Source organism: Megasphaera micronuciformis F0359 (assembly GCF_000165735.1).
Lineage (GTDB): Bacteria > Bacillota > Negativicutes > Veillonellales > Megasphaeraceae > Megasphaera > Megasphaera micronuciformis.
Genome location: NZ_GL538208.1, coordinates 868,665 through 886,852 on the forward strand (window position 1 = coordinate 868,665; position 18,188 = coordinate 886,852).

Genomic DNA, 18,188 nt, shown 5'->3' on the forward strand with positions numbered 1-18,188 from the left:
TCCCATACAGAGAGAATTTAGTTCTTCTCGTTTCCCATAAGCGACTTGAGTTCTTCCATAAAACTGTCCAAATCGCCGAACTGTCGATAAACGGAAGCAAAGCGAATATACGCAACAGCATCAATATTGCGAAGTTCCGTTAAAATGATTTCACCGATTTTGACACTGGGCACTTCCTGGGCCAATGTATTGCGAATATTGCGTTCTACTTTAAGGACAATATCATCCAACTGTTGTCGCGTAACACGACGTTTATTGCAAGCCCGTAAAAGGCCGTTCAAAATTTTATTTCTGTCGAAGAGTTGGCGACTGCCGTCTTTTTTTATTACGTACAGAGGCACTTCTTCCACCATTTCGTACGTAGTAAACCGCCGATTGCACGCCTGGCATTCCCGTCTGCGGCGAATTGCGCGACCGTCATCGGTAGCCCGCGAATCGGTTACTTTAGTGTCATCGTGTTTACAAAAAGGACAACGCATAAAATCCTCCTCCCGTTATTCTAAAAAAAGCGGGTCCCATGCGGATCCGCTTTTTTAGTTTATTATTATCTCATCCAAGCCGGAATTTCAACTCCGCCCGCTTCTTTACCACCGTCAGCAAGACCGCTTGTCTTACCGAAAGAAGGCACGGAAGAAGCTTCTTTGCCGAAGCCTGTAGCTACGACAGTAATGCGGATAGAATCTTTCATATCCGGATCGATAACAGAACCGAAAATGATATTCGCATCGGGGGCTACGGCTTCCGATACTTTTTCTGCCGCTTCGTTGATTTCATAAAGGCTTACGTCGGGGCCGCCCGTAACGTTCAGCAAAATGCTCTGAGCGCCGTCAATGCTCATTTCAAGCAAGGGGCTCTTAATAGCGCTTTCCACTGCATCTACGGCACGGTTTTCGCCGCTGGCTACGCCGATACCCATAATGGCTTCGCCCTGATCTTCCATAATCGTGCGTACATCCGCAAAGTCAAGGTTAATAAGACCGGTCGTAGTAATAAGGTCGGAGATGCCCTGTACACCTTGACGTAAAATATCATCGGCTACTGTAAAAGCTTCGTTCAACGGAGTCTTCTTATCAATAACCTGCAATAATTTATCGTTTTGAATCGTAATGATAGTATCGACTTTTTCTTTCAGGTAAGCCGCTCCCTTTTCCGCCTGTTCTTTACGACGTTTGCCTTCAAACGTAAAGGGTTTCGTAACAACGGCTACCGTTAAGGCACCCAATTCTTTGGCAATTTCGGCTACAACCGGAGCTGCCCCCGTACCCGTACCGCCGCCCATGCCGGCCGTAACGAATACCATATCCGCACCCTGGAGGACTTTCATAATGTCTTCCTTACTTTCCAATGCGGCTTGTTCACCTTTTTGAGGATTGGCACCGGCACCGAGACCGCGCGTCAACTTTTCACCGATTTGAATTTTTTCATCCGCTTTCGATACTTCCAATACCTGGTTTTCCGTATTTACAGAGATGAATTCAACACCTTGCAAACCGCTTTCTATCATTCGGTTGACAGCATTGTTACCGCCGCCGCCGACACCTATTACTTTAATTTTTGCAAACTCGGCCATGTAATGTATCCTCCTTAACATCGTGCGTACGTATACAGACTTAAAGTTCTCTTACATCATACACTAAAAGAACTTGTTTGTCGATAATTGACTCACTCTTATCGGTATATTATACCTCAAATATCCGCCTTTTTCTACAACATCTTCCATGTCTACATCATTCGGGTCTATTTTTCCTTAACAATAGGTGCATCGGGATTGACATCAATATATTGAATGGAGAGCTGTTTCTTGGCAATTTCATTTAATAATTCTTCCGTCACGGAAGCCCGTTCCGATACGCGATCGCCGTCACCCAAATGAATGGACAGTCCGTCTGTCGTATAAGCAATAAGTTCCTTCGGATTGCCTACGTTAATTTCCGCAATAGACGAGGCTACGGACGGTGACAATGCTTTCAAATAAGCCAGTGCATTTTTCATCGTATTGTCGTCAAGTTTATCGCCCAGAAGAAGGGTATCCATTTTTTTACCGGTAATAATCGGCACGGATACGCCCTTGATTTTCGGTTCTACAGCAATAACCGTCCCCGTATCGTCAATATAAGCAAACCCGTACAAAGTCATGACCACCGCTTCGGCCTGCCGTTCTTTAATAAACACGTGAATAGTGGCCGGAAACTGTCGTTCTACCGTGACTTCACCGACACGTAAATCCCTTACCAGGCGTTCCCTCATAGTCGATGTGGACAATTGTACGACATTTACATACGACGGAACTCCGGCTACTCGTAACACATTCTCATCCGGCATGGTACCGTTTCCTTCAATGACTACAGATCCGAAAGGAACGGGTAAGAAACGCAACAAAAGCCACAAAACGAAAACACCCGCTACGGCACCGATAACTTGTAAACGTTTCCTGCGTCGCCGCCTTCCTTCTTCCCGCCGTTGCCGCTTTTTACGACGCTGTTCAATTTTTTCCTGAGCTTCCGTCAGGGGCATTTCTCCTTCATTCCCGTAATGAACCCCTTTGTTGTCCGCTCCTTCGGGTATATAAAAACGAGCTTCTTCCGGTTGCCCGTCTAAATGATGTTTTTCCATATACTGAACCTTTATACGTATTAAAATTTACCTGTCGAGGCTTCTTCCAAAATCCGTTCACATAAATCTTCAAAAGGCATCCCCATAGCCCGGGAAGCATCGGGTACGAGACTCGTCTCGGTCATGCCCGGCACCGTATTGATTTCCAATACATAGGCCTTACCGTTTTCGTCCGTCATTAAATCGACGCGGGCTACTCCCTTGCAATGAAAAAGCCTGAACACGGCCAGAGATAAATCCTGTAATTCCTTAGTCAGTTCCGGCGGTATCTGAGCCGGACAAATATGTTCCGAAAGCCCGGGCGTATACTTCGATTCATAGTCATAACGCCCTGTTTTGGAAATGATCTCAATGACGGGAAAAGCCAATTCATCCATAACGGCTACCGTAAATTCCCGGCCCGACAAAAAAGCTTCGGCCACAATGGACTTGCCGTATGCAAAAGCTTCGCTTAAAGCACTCTTCAAGTCGTCTTTTTTTCTTACAATAACCGTACCGATACTCGATCCTTGAGCAGCCGATTTGATGACAACCGGCAAGGAAAAGACTTGCAGAATTTCTTCGGCAATACTGTCAACGCCCTGTTCTTCAAAGTAGTATCGAAAAGGGGCCGTAGAAATACCGGCGCCTACGAAGGCGCTCTTACTGACCACCTTGTTCATACCCACGGCACTGGCCATAACCCCCGGTCCCGTATAAGGAATATTCATCATTTCACACGTTCCCTGTAAGACGCCGTCTTCACCGTATCGGCCGTGTAAAGCGTTAAAAACAATATCAAACTGCCCTTCTTTTAAGGTGCGAGCCCATTCTTCAGGGACAAGTTCCGTAATAATCGGATCATATCCTTTCGCCCTTAGGGCAGCGGCTACATTCTTTCCCGAATTACGCGATACAGCCGCTTCCGTAGACGGCCCGCCGACAATGACGGCTATCTTTTTACCCTTTAAGTTTTTCATGCCTTACGGGACTCCTCTGCAGCTACGAAAGCCTCTCCAACCTTATAAATATCCCCGGCGCCCATCGTCAAAATCAAGTCTCGAGGCCGCGCATTCTTGCGCAAATATTCAAGCAACTCTTCCTTTGTTCCGATGTACTCTACATCCTGTCCGGTTGCAGACTTGACCTTGTCGGTCAAAAAGGTGCCGCCTATACCGGGAATAGGGTCTTCACCTGCCGAGTAGACATCTGTCAGAATCAATTTATCCGCACATGTAAAGGCTTTGCTGAATTCTTCAGCTAAAAGTTGCGTACGCGTATACCGATGAGGTTGAAAAAGACACACGACACGATGCGTACCCATACTGCGTGCCGCCGCCAGGGTAGCATGAATTTCCGTAGGATGATGTGCATAATCGTCAACAACCCAAATGCCGTTTACATGCCCTTTGGTCTGGAAACGTCGTTTGGCACCGTGAAAGCGCGATAAAGCCGCTGCAATATCCTCAAAGGATATACCGCAGGATAAGGATACGGCTACGGTTGCCAAAGCATTCAGTACATTATGATTACCCGGCACATTCAGTTCAACGGATCCTAAAAATTCATCATGTTTATATACGTCAAATATAAGCTTACCTTCATGGTAACCGATATTCTTAGCTTTGTAATCAGCCGGAGCTTCAATGGCGTACGTCACAAAAGGACGCTTTACTTCCGGCAAAAAGGCCCTGATTTTATCATTATCGGCACACAAGACGGCCAAACCCGTCTGAGGGTCAAGTAAATGAATAAAATCTTTAAAGGCCTGAATGACATTTTCAATCGTGCCGTAATGATCCATATGGTCCGCATCGATATTGGTAACAACGGCAATGTGAGGATGTTCCTTTAAAAAGGTTCCGTCGCTTTCATCCGCTTCGGCAATAACGTACTCGCCCTTACCGAGAACGGAATTCCCCTGCAAATAATCCACTTCTCCTCCGATGACGAGGGTCGGATCCATTTTGCTTTCATAGAAAACTTGCCCCAACATAGACGTAGTCGTTGTCTTACCGTGGGCTCCCGCTACGGCAATCGCTTTGCCGTAGGTCATAATATGTACCAATGCATCGGCACGGTGAATGATCGGAAGTTGTCGTTTTCTGGCCGCCTCCAATTCTTCGTTCGTATCACGAATTGCCGAAGAAATAATAACTACCTGTGCATCACCCAAATTTTCAGCCTTTTGGCCGATGCATATGCGGGCTCCTCTTTGACTGAGTCGTTCCGTTGCGGGTGATGACTTGGCATCGGACCCCGAAACAATATATCCCTTATCGATAAAAATATCGGCAATAGCACGCATGCCCACGCCGCCGATTCCGATAAAATAAACTCGGCTGACCGTATTTAAATCTATCATCTTTATCCCTCTTTTTTGGCATATTTGCTCTTTTTTGCCAGGTCCAATGCTATATCGGCAATGACCGCAGCCGCGTCGCTTCTGCCCATAGCCAGGCTGGCAGTCGCCATACGCTGTAATAACGGGCGATTGTCTTTTAAGTATATGATTTCATCAAGCAAATCGATACCTGTCAATAATTTATCCAAAATCATACGAGCCGCCCCGTTCATAACAAAGGCCTGTGCATTATAACGTTGATGATCTTCAGCTGCACACGGATAAGGCACAAGAATTGAAGGAATGCCTCTGGCCGCCAATTCAGCAAGCCCTACGGCTCCGGCTCTATAGACTACAAGATCGGCTGCCGCCAACACGGACGGCATATGGTGTGAATAAGGAACGATTCGACTCCCCTTACCGTAGAAACCTTGACCGTTGACACCGTCAAGTTGTTTCATAACCCGGTCATACTCATGGTCACCCGTAATGTGAAGGATTTGAATGTCGTCCGCATCCTTAAAATACTTATGCACTGTCAACATAGCCGTATTGATACTGCGAGCCCCGCGACTGCCGCCGGCAATGACAAGCGTAAATTTTTGCGGATCGAAGCCCAAAAAAGCCAAGCCTTCCTGACGACTGACAATCATAATATCCTGTCGCACGGGATTGCCTGTAAAGACAAGCTTATTTTTCTGCTTAAATCGTTCCGCCGCTTCTTCGTAACCCAGAGCAATTTTATTGACTACCTTTGCCAGAATCGTATTGGTAACTCCGGGAATGACATTTTGTTCCTGGATCATCGTCGGTATGCCCGACAAGGCTGCCGCCATCAAGACGGGACCGCAAACAAAACCGCCCGTACCTATGACCACATGAGGCTTGAAACGACGAATAATTCGTTCCGCTTGAAACAGGCTGGCCGCCGTTTTTCCCGCAGTCACCAAATTGCGCACGGAAAGTCTACGTTCCAAGCCGCGCACGTCAAGAGTGACGAAGTCGTAGCCCTGTTTGGGAATAAGCGTATTTTCCAATCCCGTCTTGGATCCGACATAAAGAATCTCTGTCGGCTCCTTTTCTTTAATGGCTTCGGCTATGGTAATGGCCGGATAAATATGGCCCCCCGTCCCGCCTCCGGATATAATGACACGGCGCATGAAACTGTTTCCTCCTCTAGTGGCTATCGTATTTACAAGGACTTGACGATTTTTTTAAAATCATCGCCCCGTTCTTCAAAATGATGGTACATATCGTAACTTGAACATGCCGGCGACAAAAGGACGGTCTGCCCTTTTTCAGCCGTTTCATAAGCTGTGCGAACGGCTTTTTCCATAGAAAATCCGACACGGCGAATATCCTTCATACCCGCTTTGCGAGCTTCCGCTTCAAAGCGATCGGCCGCTTCCCCTACGAGAATGAGCGTATCTACTTTACGAGCCGCCAGTTTCATAAAACTCGTCAAGTCCGTCATCTTATCATGTCCGCCGGCAATGAGAATAAGATGTCCCGAAAAGGCTTCCAGTGCCTTTTCGGAAGCATCCGTATTCGTTCCTTTAGAATCGTTGTAATACGGTACGCCCTTTACATCGCGTACCCATTCCAAACGATGTTCAACTCCGCGAAATTCCGTCAACACCCGGCGAATAACGTCTATCGAAGCACCGGCACAATAAGTTAATAAGGCTGCAGCCAGACAATTTTGAATATTGTGTTTACCGAAAAGATGCAAGTCCGTTTCCTTGCACAGACACGTATCTTTTCCCTCCATACGAATATATAAATTGCCGTCTGCCGCAAAGGCTCCGACAGGCACTTCTCCATGCACGGAAATATACAGAACCGTACCGCTTAAATCGGAAGCCATGGCACGCACCGCCGAATCGTCATAATTTAAAATGGCGTAATCGTTCTTATCCTGGTTCAGAAAAATCCGCTTCTTGGCTTCCCCGTACGCTTCCATAGTATGATGTCTGTCCAAGTGATCAGGTGTCAAATTCAGTATAACGGCACTCTTAGCCTTTAAGGACGAGGTGAGTTCCAATTGAAAGCTGGATAATTCCGCAACTACAACAGCCGACGAAGGCAGATCTTCCGCCGTTTCGGACAAACCGAAACCGATGTTTCCGCCTACGACGGTCTGTCGCCCTGTAGCCTTCATAATTTCACCCGTTAAAACGGTAGTAGTCGTTTTTCCGTTCGTTCCCGTAATCCCGATAAATTCCGCATCCGTTACATGAACCGCTACTTCCACTTCACTCCAAACGGGAATCTGCCGTGCCGATGCCGCTTTTAGCAGCCGAGTCTCCGGCGATATGACCGGTGACGGAACAATTATATCCGCCTCATCTAAAAGACTTTCGTCCTGATGACCGAAAGAACAGATAACACCTTCTTTCACAAGGCTCGTCCACGGTTCTTCCTGCAAATCATGTTCCTTCATATCACTCAACGTAACCTCGGCACCGTGGCGAGCTAAGGCAAGAGCCGCCGAGCGACCGCTGATACCGGCGCCGAGGACCGTGATTCTCTTTTTCGAAAAATCCTGTATGCTCATACTCACACCTGCTTTACGATTTATTTACCGCCTAAGACCGTAACGATGGCAATAATAGCCACAAGGGCTGAAAAAAGCCAAAATACCGTTACAACCTTCACTTCACTCCAGCCGGACAATTCGAAGTGATGATGTACGGGACTCATTTTAAAAATACGAACTCCCCGTGTTTTAAATGAAATAACCTGCAAAATAACGGACAGTGCTTCCAATACATAGAGACCTCCGGCAATGACCAGAAGTAATTCCGTTTTTGTCAAAATCGCCATAGCCGCCATAGCCCCGCCTAAGGCCAGGGATCCCGTATCACCCATGAACATCTTGGCCGGGTGTTGATTATAGAACAAAAAGCCCAGGCACGCACCGGCCAAAGCCGCTCCGAAAATAGCAATTCCGCCATAGCCCAAGGCTACGGAAATAACGACATAGGCTACGGCCGTAATAGCCGACGAACCGGCTGCCAAACCGTCCAAACCGTCCGTCAAGTTAACGGCATTGGTTGCTCCCACAATAATGAGGAATACGAAAAGATAGTAAGCCATTCCCAAGTCGACGGTAATATCCGTAAAAGGAATCCATACAGTCGTAGGCATATCGGCAAATACTTTCAAAGCTATGCAGAAAATAACGGAAATAACGGCCTGACCCGCCAATTTCTGCTTAGCTGTAAGACCGAGGTTGCGTTTTTTTACAGCTTTTATAGAATCGTCTGCAAACCCGATGAGGCCGTTTCCCAAAGTTAGAAAAAGAGCCATCAGTTTAGACGGTTCCGCTCCGTTAAAAAAAAGTACCGATACGGTTAATGCGAATAAAATCAGAATGCCGCCCATAGTGGGGGTGCCGGCTTTATATTTATGACTTTCCGGACCTTCTTCCCGTTCTTCCTGTCTGGCATGAAACTCTTTCAGTTTTTTTATAACTAGAGGGCCCAAGGCCAGGCCGACGACCAGGCTGACAACAAACCCCAAAACAAGCGCATTAAACATTCACATTACTTCCTTTCAAAATAAGGCAGAATTTTCTCCATCGCAAATCCGCGCGATCCCTTGAGTAAAATCGTATCTCCCGCAACGGCTATCTTACGCAAAATTTCCGCACCTTCCTTGTGCGTCCGTACCTTATATACATTTTTCATGCCTTTTTGTTCCGCTCCGTCTGCAATATACGTCGCTTCATCACCCAAGGCAATAAGTGCGTCCGCCTTTTCCGCCGCCAAAAGAGCTCCGATTTTTTCATGTTCCGCCTTTGTCCAGTCACCCAATTCAAGCATACCGCCGAGAACGGCGATTTTCCGCCCCGATGCTACGCTCATAAGCGTATGTACGGCTTCGGCCATAGACGCGGGATTGGCATTGTATGCGTCATTAATAAAGGTCAGATCTTCAAGGTGAATCAATTCCTGCCGCATGGGCACACCCTTATATTCCGCCAGCCCTTTTTGCATCTGATGTTCACTCATTCCGAGCAGGCGACCTACAGCCACGGCGGCCAGTGCATTATAAACATTGTGGCGACCGAGAACGGACATGTGCACATCCATAACCTGATCGAAACAACGACACGTAAAGGAGATTCCTTTTTCATCCGTTTTTATAGCGCCGGCCATGACAGGGGCATTCTCTTTAATTCCGAAACTTACGGTTTTTCCCTTGCACTTTTCGGCCATAGCCGCCACCCGTTTATCATCACCGTTAAGAACGGCTGTACCGTCCGTGCCGAGGGCTTCTACCAACTCGCCTTTAGCCTTAGCGATATTGGCTTGACTTCCGAGAAGTTCAATATGACTTTTACCCACATTGGTTACTACGCCTATAGTCGGTTCGGCAATGTCGGCCAACTCTTTAATTTGGCCTAAACCGCGCATTCCCATTTCGACTACACACGCTCCGTGTTCGCCCGTAAGTTGTAAAAGCGTTCGCGGTAAGCCGATTTCATTGTTAAAATTTTTTTCCGTCTGCAATACATTGTACTTCTGTGACAACACGGTCGCAATAAGACTGCGTGTCGATGTCTTCCCGACAGAACCCGTTACGGCAACAACGGGAATGGCAAACCGACGGCGGTGATATAAGGCCAAATCCTGATAAGCTTTCAATGTATTCTTGACGACAAAAATCGTATAATCACCGTCAGGATACAACCGTCCGGCATCATCGACAATAACCGCGGTCGTTCCGAGACTGACGGCCTGTTCTATAAAATCGTGGCCGTCGAATTTTTCACCTCTAAGGGCTACGAATACTGCATCTTCACCGATAGTACGAGTATCCGTTTCAATACTCGAATAACGTATATTCTTACGGCCCTGTTGAAGAATTCGCGCACCCGTGGCGAGAACAATTTCCCCGTCCGTAAACATGGCCATCTTTATCTCTCCTTCAGTTCCCGCACTGCATCGCGGGCTACTTCTCTATCATCAAAGTGAATGGTTCCGTCTTTTAAAATCTGGTACGTTTCATGCCCCTTACCGGCAATGAGAACGATGTCCCCCGGTTCGGCAATTTCTATAGCCTTGTAAATAGCCTGCCGCCGATCGACAATCACTTCATGTCGCTGCCCTTCTTTCAAGGCTGCTCGCACACCGCCTTCCACTTCGGAAATAATGAATTCCGGATCTTCCGAACGAGGATTGTCGGATGTGACAATGGGGATATCCGCATATTGTGCGGCAATGCCGCCCATAATAGGCCGCTTCGTGCGATCGCGATCGCCACCGCAACCGAAGACGGTAATAATCCGATTCGGTTTCATGGCTCTGGCCGTAGTCAATGCTTTTTCCAAGCTGTCGGGGGTGTGTGAATAATCGACAACAATAGCAAAATCTTGCCCCGCTTCAACTAATTCGAAACGGCCGGGAACGGAATAAAAAGTCTGAACAGCCTTATCAATAACATCTGTATCCACTCCTTCGGCATGAGCTGCGCCGATGGCCGCCAATGTATTGTACACGTTAAACAGACCTGTAATATGCATGTGTAAAGATACGGAAACAAACGGTCCTACGACATCAAAAGAGGAACTTTTCAGCCCTACTTGTAAATTCGACCCCTTCAAATCCGCATCTTTCTCAACACCATATGTCAAAACCTTGCAGGATGTAGCCTTTAAAATTTCGTCTGCATGAGGATCGTCGATATTAATAACGGCCGTCTTATTTTTCTTTACAGGAGGTTCCGCCGTAAGTCCGGAAAATAATTTCGCCTTAGCAGCTACATAATTTTCAAAACTCTTGTGGAAGTCCAGATGATCTTGTGTCAAATTCGTAAATACGGCCGTATCATATTCAATCCCCGCTACACGATTTAAAGCCAAGGCATGGCTGGACACTTCCATGACCACATAATCCATGCCTTCGGCACACATTAAAGCCAATAAGGCTTGAAGTTCTACTACGTCAGGTGTCGTATTATGAATTTCCAATTCTTTATCATCAATGAGTGCGTGAATCGTACCTATAACACCTACATGATACCCGGCTTCACGCAGTATATGTGCGATAATATGTGACGTCGTCGTCTTACCGTTCGTACCCGTAACGCCGATCATGCGCATTTTTTTACCCGGATAGTCATAAAAATACGGTACTATGTCTTCTAATGCCGCATGAATATCGGGAACCGTAATCTGTGTAATTTCTAAAGGCAAGTCCAGATGCTTATTTGTTAAAACCGCTACCGCGCCTTTTTCTACAGCTTGACCGGCAAAGGTCGCCCCGTCGACATGAACACCGGCAATGCAAACAAAAAGAAAACCCTTTTCTATTTTTCTCGAATCGGCGGATATGCCCGTAATTTCCGTATTATCTCGTCCGTCAATGTTATATATACCTTTAATTTCTTTACAAAGTTCTTTAATTGTCTTCATATCCTGTCCTCCTCAAATATCCATTTAGCAAACAACAATAGCAGCCTTCGAAAAAAGGCTGCTCCCGTGTCATCTACTGTCCGTCCTGATTATGTTGTTCCTTGTATAATACACTCGCAGGGACTACCATTCCCAATTCACTCGTTGCCGTTTTATAAATACGTTCGGGAGATTCGAGCTTGGCTATTTCGACCCGTAATATTTCGTTGTCACGTTGTAATTGTTGTACCGTCCGCTTTTCCTGCATCAGCGAGTAACCGTATTCCGTTCTCATAGCGGACAAAGCTACATAGACAAGAAGAAAGAAGGCACAAAGAAAAATAATCGAAAGAACTTGGGACATTCGCTCATTAAAACGTGCTCTTTCTTTACCTGTCGGTACGGATATTCCGCGACCGGCCTGATATCCCATATATCCAGCTTTTCTTGCCAACATAATTATAACACATCCGTTTCCCGACAATTCACAAATTTACAACATTCCTATATCCGTGTGCCGACTCGTAACTTTGCGCTCCGTGCACGCGGATTGAGTTCCAGTTCTTCTTTAGAAGGCCCTATTCCCTTCCCCTTGACTTTTAAAATAGCTTCATGATGACACGTACATACAGGAATATGGGGAGGACAAATGCACCCTGTAGCCAATTTACGCAACGTCTGCTTGGCAATTCTGTCTTCCAGTGAATGGAATGTGATAATCCCTATATGACCACCCGGTTTCAAGCGGTTAGCCGCTATCTCGAAGGTGTCTTGTAAGATTTTCAGTTCGTCATTTACTTCAATCCGGACAGCCTGAAAAGTCCGCTTCGCCGGATGAGGTCCGTCTTTACGAGCCCCGGCAGGAATAGCCTGCTTAATAACTCGAACCAATTCTTCAGTTCGTTCAAAAGGTTTTTCCCGTCGAGCTTTGACGATAAAAGAAGCAATGCGCTTGGCCCATCGTTCTTCACCGTAGTCTTTAATAATTCGATATAAATCGGCTTCATCATACGCATTGATGACATCATAAGCACTTTTCTTCCCATGTCGATCCATACGCATATCCAGAGGACCGTCATGTTGGTACGAAAAGCCTCGTTCGGGATTATCCAACTGATAGCTGGACACTCCCAGATCGAACATAATCCCGTCCACAGTAGGGATATTCAAATCATCAAGCACCTCGCCCAGATAGCGAAAATTACGTTGTACCGCCGTAAATCTACACGGTGCATCCTGCATTCGCTCTGTCGCCGCCCGAATAGCATCTTCATCCTGATCAAGACCTATGATCAAACCGTCCTTTACGAGCAAATCCGCCAAGGCACGGCTGTGACCGCCGCCCCCCAAGGTGCAGTCCACATAAATTCCTGCCGGATCCCCCAAAACGGCATGAATCGTTTCTTCTCTTAAAACACTGACATGATGAAATTCCATTGAGGCCTCCTAAAACTCAAGATCTCCGAAGCCTTCCAGCGTTTCGGCAATGGCCTCCATGGCGGGCACGGTCTTTTCAGAGTAAGCCGCATAAGCTTCTTTGCTCCAAATTTCGATCTTATCTCCCGTTCCTAAAACAATGACGTCTTTCACCAAATGTGCATACTCTCGCAATGTCGCCGGAATCAGAATTCTTCCCTGTTTATCAAATTCCAGTTCGGCGGCACTGCCGAAAAGAAATCGCTTAAAAGCACGCACGTTTTCCTTAGAAGCCTGCAACTTCTGCATGCCTGTCGCAAAACGAGCCCACCCTTCTTGCGTGTATACGGAGAGGCAACCTTCAAGTCCGCGTGTTACGACAAACGAAGTACCCAATTCATCACGAAACTTAGCCGGCATAATAACCCGACCTTTAGCATCTACGCTATGTGCGTATTCACCCATAAACACGGACTCGTCACCCCTTTCGTAAGATTTCTTTCACTTTTCACCACATTCTACCACATATAAACACTTTATGACAACAAAAAAAGCCTTGTATATGCTAAAAAATTTCCCGTATTTATGCGGTTTATCAAGTCTTTTTAATTCGGGCGGGGCAAATATAGTATATTTGTTTTTCTATCACCTTTTCATATACAATATATTGATTTTTGTGCGTGTTTTATAATTTCTTCAAAAAGCCGTAACATTTTTGTTTTTCTTTTACTCTTTTTCTTTTCCACAAAAAAAAGAACGGGATTGTATCCCGTTCTTCCATCTTTATATAAAGGTTTTCATTACTTCTGCCGGAGAGTGATCAATAATGAGGTCTTCCCTGCCTATTTGTGTGAAATCAACTAACTGTAAAAATTCCCGAGCTGTACAGGCGCGACGTTCTTTTATCAAACCGCCGCAGTATAAAAGATACCCTATAATCTGTCCGCTTTCGACACCGTCATCCCACAATTCGCGAAGCGTCAAGCCTTTCTGTCGTTTCGACAAGCGTCGCCCCTCACTATCCTTTAACAAAGGGACATGGGTATACGTAATAGGATTTTCATAACCCAAAAGGCGGCGCAACAGAATTTGTCGTTCTGTAGACTCCAATAAATCACGACCGCGCAGAACATGCGTAATATCCATAGCTCCGTCATCTACCGACACAGCCAACTGATAAGCGTACAGCCCGTCGGCACGACGAACGATAAAATCACCGCATTCTTTCGACAGGTCCTCCGACTGTGCCCCGTATACGCTGTCCGTATACGTAATAAGTTCATCCGGCACGTGCAGGCGCAAGGAAGGAGATTTTCCTTCCGGCCGGCTTTCCTCGGAAAGACCGTAACAATGACCGTCATATACATGATACTCGCCTTCATGAGGAGCACTGCTGATACGCTGCAAACGAGCCCGATTGCAATAACAGGGATAGATGAGTCCGTCTCTCTTCAACCGATTCAAGGCCTCTTCATACATAAAGTATCGCTTACTTTGCACATAAGGCCCGTAGGAACCGCCCATATCGGGTCCTTCGTCCCAATCCAGCCCCAAACGTCTCATATCAGCCATAAAAGCTTCGGCAAAGACACTTTTCGAGCGTTGTTCATCTATATCTTCAATGCGAAGGATCAGAGTTCCCTCAGCTTGTCTCGTCTGCAACCAGCAGAGAAGAGCCGTCCAAACATTGCCCAAGTGCAAATATCCCGTGGGGCTGGGAGCAAATCGACTGCGCATACCCGCCTACTTCGGTAAGGATACAGTGTCATCAAAGAAACGACCTTCTTCTTTGATTTTTCTTTCACTGCCCATAACACAAAGATTGTTGTCGTTCATAACGGCTTTAACAACAGGGGCCAAACCCCGAATATCGCCGGCTGTCGTATTCAGAAGCTGATCACGACGTTCCTGTCGTTTCGCCTTAGTCGCCTTCGCAAAATAAATACCCAGAGCCAATCCCGTTCTGAGTTGCGGTGTCAAAGGCGTATCGATGCGACTGAGCGTGCCGATAACGTACTTTGTCATCTCCCGTTCGGGAATATCGAAGCTTTCCAGATAAGACGGTAAGTCATCATAAGCCTGTATTGTTTTAGCCAGATTCGGGTCTCTGTATGAGCAGAAAACGAGGTCACCGTTCGGCGAAAAGCGTGTGTGAGCCCCGTAAGCCCCGCCTTGGACACGAACCTTTATCCATAAGTATTCATACTGAAGGATGGTCGTCAAGACGGACATGGCTCCCGTATATTCGAAACCGTGCTTACGGAAGTTACCCCCCTTAGCCACATACTGCACCTTACCGCCCGTCATGATTCCTTCATTTCGACGCTGTAAATCAAAGTCGAATAACAGAGTTCCCTTTTCGCCTTCGGGCATAGCCTCAAGCCATAAAGGCAATACTTTTTTCAAAGCCTCTTTTTCTGCAGCTTCGCCTGTAACGGATACGGTTAAACGCGCCTTTACGAAGAGCTTTTTCGCCACATCCTTCAATCGGTTTCCTACCGTGTCACCGTCTTTGCGAATCGTCTTGGCCATATCCGCCAAAAAACGATAATATGACAATTCGCCGGCTTCGTCAAAGGCTGCCTGCTGCGATACATACGACAACAGTCTTTTCGTAACCAAGGTTTGACCGTTACGGAATGCGTCCGTATCCCAGCCCGTCTTTTCTTCTTCTATCAATTCCGCCAGCCGAGTTCCCCTGCTAAATACCGATTTTTCCGTAATTTCTTCAAGTAAAGCCATGACCTTGTCCGTATTACGTGTCAGTGCCTTAGCCTTAATTCTGAAGAAGGGACGATACGAATTGTCCGCTTCCGAAGAAATGGACTGAACACCGTAGGAAATGCCGCCGGTATGCAAGTCGATTAGAGATGCCAGTTCAATATAATCGTGGTTTTCCGTATCCAAATCTCCGATCATGTCCGCCAACAAATAAATGTACGGCAAATCACTCTCGGAAAATCCTGTCAAATCGTAAAAAAGATTAATGTACGTAATGCCGTTCGTCTTATCTTCCACATAGCAAAGATCGACGTCTTTCACCTTTTCCACTTCCGGCTCGACAAAATCGACGTCCCTTGTCAAATCCGTTCTCGACAAGGTAGGAATGGTTGCCAGGGCTTCCGGAGAATCCGGTGCTTCCTGACGTTTTTTCAAGGCTTTCGTATCATCTATAATCTTCTGCAATTCTTCATCACTTAAAGACTTTTTATATGCCGCTAAGACTTGAGCCGTAGCCTCTTCCTTCTTCTCCGTCAGTCCCTTTTCGGGAACGAGAGAAATTAAGGCATAATAAGGATTGTCGAGAATGTATGTCTGAATAATTTTTTCATAATAATCCGTTTCAATGCCGGCACGCAATACCTTGAGACTCTCTTCATAACGCAAGGCTTCCTCGGGTGCACGACCGTAAAGCCAAGTATCCATGCAGCGAATACCGTAAATAAGGCCTTTAGGACGGCCTGCAAAGTCGGCTTCACGCAAAGAAAACTCCAAACGATTCAAAGCCCCTGTCAAGAGGGTTTTATCAATCCCCTTTGCCACAACTTCTTTAAAATAATTGTGCAACAAAGGCAAAATCTTCTCTTGCACATCTTGCTCGGAACCGTTAATCGTAATTCCCCATAAAGGTTGTAAAATCCCGTCTTGAAAATCACCGGAAATATCCTTGCCCAAGCCTTCGTCAATAAAAAGTTTTTTCAAAGGAGCCGCCGGCGATGCGAGATATACATAGGTCAGGACCTTAAGGGCCAATCCCAGAGTCGTATCGATAGCATCGTCAATGACATATGTCAAAGAATGCATGGTCTTCTGGTCCGTACTTTCATCGGAACCGATACCGTATGAATAGGTCTTTACCGTACTTCCCGGGCAAGGCTGAACGGCAATATCCGTATGCACGTCTTCAGCCGTAAAGGACGATAAGTATTCACTGTCAATAAATGCGAGCGTATCGTCAATATCCAAGTCGCCGTACAGGAAGAAATAACTGTTCGACGGGTGATAATACCGCTTATGGAAGGCCACGAATTCTTCTTGTGTAAGTTGCGGAATATCATCCGGGTCGCCGCCCGATTCGACACCGTATGTAGTCTGCGGGAAAAGATGAGCCATGACCTTGCGATCCAACTGGGAATCGGGCGAAGAGAAAACCCCCTTCATTTCATTGTAAACGACGCCACTGTACGTCAACGGCCCGTTCTTTTCTTCCAGCTCATAATGCCAGCCTTCTTGTTGCAAAATCTGCGGGTCCTTTAAAAAATTCGGAAAAAAGACGGCATCCAAATAGACATCCATCAAATTTCTGAAATCGATGGCATTGCGACTGGCCACGGGATACATGGTCTTGTCGGGAAAGGTCATGGCATTCAAAAAGGTATTGAGCGACCCCTTAACCAACTCGACAAACGGCTCTTTCAAGGGGAATTTCCGTGACCCGCACAAGGTCGAATGTTCACAAATGTGGGGTACACCCGTACTGTTGTCCGGTGTCGTACGGAAGGACACGGAAAAAACCTTGTTGTCATCATCATTAGCCAAGTATAAAAGTTTGGCCCCCGACTGTATGTGAGTCATGACATACGAGGTACTCTGCACTTCTTCTACATACTGAACGGAATCGACACGAAATCCCGAACAAATCATTCCCGCATCGAACTTCTTCTCTTTTATCATTCTTTATCTCCTTCTCCGAGTAATATATTTCTTAATTCCTTTACATCACGCGCATAATAACGAGGAGGAAATTCCGCCCGTTCCGCTTCATTTCCGTAACCGTAACCGACGGCAATGCAGGGCACTCCGCACGTTTTCGCACCGATGACGTCAAACTTCCGATCCCCCACCATAACCGCCTGTTTCCGTTCCTTCTCTGTTAAAGCGTCCAGAACGGAAGCCATAATCTTCGCCTTATCCTCAAGGCCGCCCAAAACGGCTCCGGAAATTTTCGTAATGTACGGTCTCATGCCGAAATGCTCACAAATAGCTTCTGCATGAATCTGCGGCTTCGATGTAGCCACATACGCCCGTATCCCCTGTTCTTGTAAGTCATGTAATAAGTCGACAATGCCGGCATAAGGCTCGTTTTCAAAGAGCCCTACCGTACCGTATCGTTCCTGAAAATAATCATACAAACGCCGAGCCTTGTCTTTTGAAAACCCGTACGTATGCGTAAATGTATACATGAGCGGCGGACCGATTACAACTTCCTGACGAAGTCTGTCTACCGTAGATTCTCCTTCTCGGTTTAAGGCGTACTCAACAGACCTCAAAATCCCTACATGAGACTGAGTCAAGGTACCGTCTAAATCGAATAATACATGCTTAAACATAAACTCCTCCTGTCGTTTCCGCATGTAATATCATACCATTTCACTCGCCTTTTAGCAAAAACAAGCCGGCAGACAATCATAACCACCCGTTAAACGGGTGGTTTGC

16 protein-coding genes are annotated in these 18,188 nt (G+C 46.5%); all 16 read right to left on the minus strand.

The features are described 5' to 3' along the window. Positions 1-17 precede the first annotated feature (17 nt). The 16 genes from nrdR to HMPREF9429_RS07970 all read right to left on the minus strand — a co-directional run bounded on the left by nrdR (position 18) and on the right by HMPREF9429_RS07970 (position 18,082). A complete protein-coding gene (nrdR, locus tag HMPREF9429_RS07895) occupies positions 18-479 on the minus strand; it encodes a transcriptional regulator NrdR (RefSeq protein WP_040774174.1) in 462 nt (153 codons plus the stop codon). A gap of 65 nt (positions 480-544) precedes the next feature. Beyond that, the gene (ftsZ, locus tag HMPREF9429_RS07900; RefSeq protein WP_006942949.1) at positions 545-1,570 is read right to left on the minus strand and encodes a cell division protein FtsZ; all 1,026 of its coding nucleotides are present in this window, start codon (positions 1,568-1,570) and stop codon (positions 545-547) included. A gap of 167 nt (positions 1,571-1,737) precedes the next feature. Then, complete coding sequence (locus HMPREF9429_RS07905; protein ID WP_006942950.1) at positions 1,738-2,613, minus strand: cell division protein FtsQ/DivIB; 876 nt, start codon at positions 2,611-2,613, stop codon at positions 1,738-1,740. Positions 2,614-2,633: 20 nt separating this feature from the next. Further along, the gene (locus tag HMPREF9429_RS07910; RefSeq protein ID WP_006942953.1) at positions 2,634-3,572 is read right to left on the minus strand and encodes a D-alanine--D-alanine ligase; all 939 of its coding nucleotides are present in this window, start codon (positions 3,570-3,572) and stop codon (positions 2,634-2,636) included. Next, positions 3,569-4,957 carry a UDP-N-acetylmuramate--L-alanine ligase gene (gene murC / locus HMPREF9429_RS07915; RefSeq protein ID WP_006942954.1) on the minus strand — a complete coding sequence of 463 codons (1,389 nt, stop codon included), beginning with the start codon at positions 4,955-4,957 and terminating at the stop codon, positions 3,569-3,571. The genes HMPREF9429_RS07910 and murC overlap by 4 nt, the downstream gene beginning before the upstream one ends. 2 nt (positions 4,958-4,959) lie before the next feature. Next, positions 4,960-6,096 (minus strand): undecaprenyldiphospho-muramoylpentapeptide beta-N-acetylglucosaminyltransferase, encoded by a 1,137-nt coding sequence (gene murG, locus HMPREF9429_RS07920; RefSeq protein WP_006942955.1) that lies wholly within the window; start codon positions 6,094-6,096, stop codon positions 4,960-4,962. Between the two features lie 32 nt (positions 6,097-6,128). Next, on the minus strand, positions 6,129-7,493 hold the full coding sequence (gene murD / locus HMPREF9429_RS07925) for a UDP-N-acetylmuramoyl-L-alanine--D-glutamate ligase (protein WP_006942956.1): 1,365 nt from the start codon (positions 7,491-7,493) through the stop codon (positions 6,129-6,131). Between the two features lie 20 nt (positions 7,494-7,513). Continuing rightward, the gene (mraY, locus tag HMPREF9429_RS07930; RefSeq protein ID WP_006942958.1) at positions 7,514-8,479 is read right to left on the minus strand and encodes a phospho-N-acetylmuramoyl-pentapeptide-transferase; all 966 of its coding nucleotides are present in this window, start codon (positions 8,477-8,479) and stop codon (positions 7,514-7,516) included. A gap of 5 nt (positions 8,480-8,484) precedes the next feature. Then, positions 8,485-9,858: a UDP-N-acetylmuramoyl-tripeptide--D-alanyl-D-alanine ligase gene (locus tag HMPREF9429_RS07935; protein ID WP_006942959.1), complete on the minus strand. Its 1,374-nt coding sequence runs from the start codon at positions 9,856-9,858 to the stop codon at positions 8,485-8,487. Between the two features lie 2 nt (positions 9,859-9,860). Then, complete coding sequence (locus HMPREF9429_RS07940; RefSeq protein WP_006942962.1) at positions 9,861-11,357, minus strand: UDP-N-acetylmuramoyl-L-alanyl-D-glutamate--2,6-diaminopimelate ligase; 1,497 nt, start codon at positions 11,355-11,357, stop codon at positions 9,861-9,863. Between the two features lie 73 nt (positions 11,358-11,430). After that, positions 11,431-11,793 carry a septum formation initiator family protein gene (locus HMPREF9429_RS07945; RefSeq protein WP_006942963.1) on the minus strand — a complete coding sequence of 121 codons (363 nt, stop codon included), beginning with the start codon at positions 11,791-11,793 and terminating at the stop codon, positions 11,431-11,433. A 47-nt stretch (positions 11,794-11,840) separates the two neighbouring features. Beyond that, positions 11,841-12,773, minus strand: coding sequence for a 16S rRNA (cytosine(1402)-N(4))-methyltransferase RsmH (rsmH, locus tag HMPREF9429_RS07950; RefSeq protein WP_006942968.1), 933 nt, complete (start codon positions 12,771-12,773; stop codon positions 11,841-11,843). Between the two features lie 9 nt (positions 12,774-12,782). Further along, a complete protein-coding gene (gene mraZ, locus HMPREF9429_RS07955; protein WP_040774177.1) occupies positions 12,783-13,223 on the minus strand; it encodes a division/cell wall cluster transcriptional repressor MraZ in 441 nt (146 codons plus the stop codon). A 312-nt stretch (positions 13,224-13,535) separates the two neighbouring features. Further along, entirely contained in the window at positions 13,536-14,489 is a 954-nt protein-coding gene (gene gluQRS / locus HMPREF9429_RS07960; RefSeq protein WP_006942974.1) for a tRNA glutamyl-Q(34) synthetase GluQRS, read from the minus strand. Between the two features lie 6 nt (positions 14,490-14,495). Further along, complete coding sequence (locus HMPREF9429_RS07965) at positions 14,496-17,426, minus strand: insulinase family protein (RefSeq protein ID WP_006942976.1); 2,931 nt, start codon at positions 17,424-17,426, stop codon at positions 14,496-14,498. Next, positions 17,423-18,082, minus strand: a complete 660-nt coding sequence (locus HMPREF9429_RS07970; protein WP_040774180.1) for an HAD hydrolase-like protein — start codon at positions 18,080-18,082, stop codon at positions 17,423-17,425. Before HMPREF9429_RS07970 ends, HMPREF9429_RS07965 begins: the two co-directional genes overlap by 4 nt. Positions 18,083-18,188 lie beyond the last annotated feature (106 nt).

Coding starts and splice junctions, on each gene's coding strand:
- HMPREF9429_RS07945 (WP_006942963.1), bottom strand. CDS start 11,793: ATGTTGGCAAGAAAAGCTGGATATATGGGATATCAGGCCGGTCGCGGA.
- HMPREF9429_RS07970 (WP_040774180.1), bottom strand. CDS start 18,082: ATGTTTAAGCATGTATTATTCGATTTAGACGGTACCTTGACTCAGTCT.
- mraY (WP_006942958.1), bottom strand. CDS start 8,479: ATGTTTAATGCGCTTGTTTTGGGGTTTGTTGTCAGCCTGGTCGTCGGC.
- HMPREF9429_RS07940 (WP_006942962.1), bottom strand. CDS start 11,357: ATGAAGACAATTAAAGAACTTTGTAAAGAAATTAAAGGTATATATAAC.
- murC (WP_006942954.1), bottom strand. CDS start 4,957: ATGATAGATTTAAATACGGTCAGCCGAGTTTATTTTATCGGAATCGGC.
- HMPREF9429_RS07935 (WP_006942959.1), bottom strand. CDS start 9,858: ATGGCCATGTTTACGGACGGGGAAATTGTTCTCGCCACGGGTGCGCGA.
- HMPREF9429_RS07905 (WP_006942950.1), bottom strand. CDS start 2,613: ATGGAAAAACATCATTTAGACGGGCAACCGGAAGAAGCTCGTTTTTAT.
- rsmH (WP_006942968.1), bottom strand. CDS start 12,773: ATGGAATTTCATCATGTCAGTGTTTTAAGAGAAGAAACGATTCATGCC.
- HMPREF9429_RS07965 (WP_006942976.1), bottom strand. CDS start 17,426: ATGATAAAAGAGAAGAAGTTCGATGCGGGAATGATTTGTTCGGGATTT.
- gluQRS (WP_006942974.1), bottom strand. CDS start 14,489: ATGCGCAGTCGATTTGCTCCCAGCCCCACGGGATATTTGCACTTGGGC.
- nrdR (WP_040774174.1), bottom strand. CDS start 479: ATGCGTTGTCCTTTTTGTAAACACGATGACACTAAAGTAACCGATTCG.
- HMPREF9429_RS07910 (WP_006942953.1), bottom strand. CDS start 3,572: ATGAAAAACTTAAAGGGTAAAAAGATAGCCGTCATTGTCGGCGGGCCG.
- ftsZ (WP_006942949.1), bottom strand. CDS start 1,570: ATGGCCGAGTTTGCAAAAATTAAAGTAATAGGTGTCGGCGGCGGCGGT.
- murD (WP_006942956.1), bottom strand. CDS start 7,493: ATGAGCATACAGGATTTTTCGAAAAAGAGAATCACGGTCCTCGGCGCC.
- murG (WP_006942955.1), bottom strand. CDS start 6,096: ATGCGCCGTGTCATTATATCCGGAGGCGGGACGGGGGGCCATATTTAT.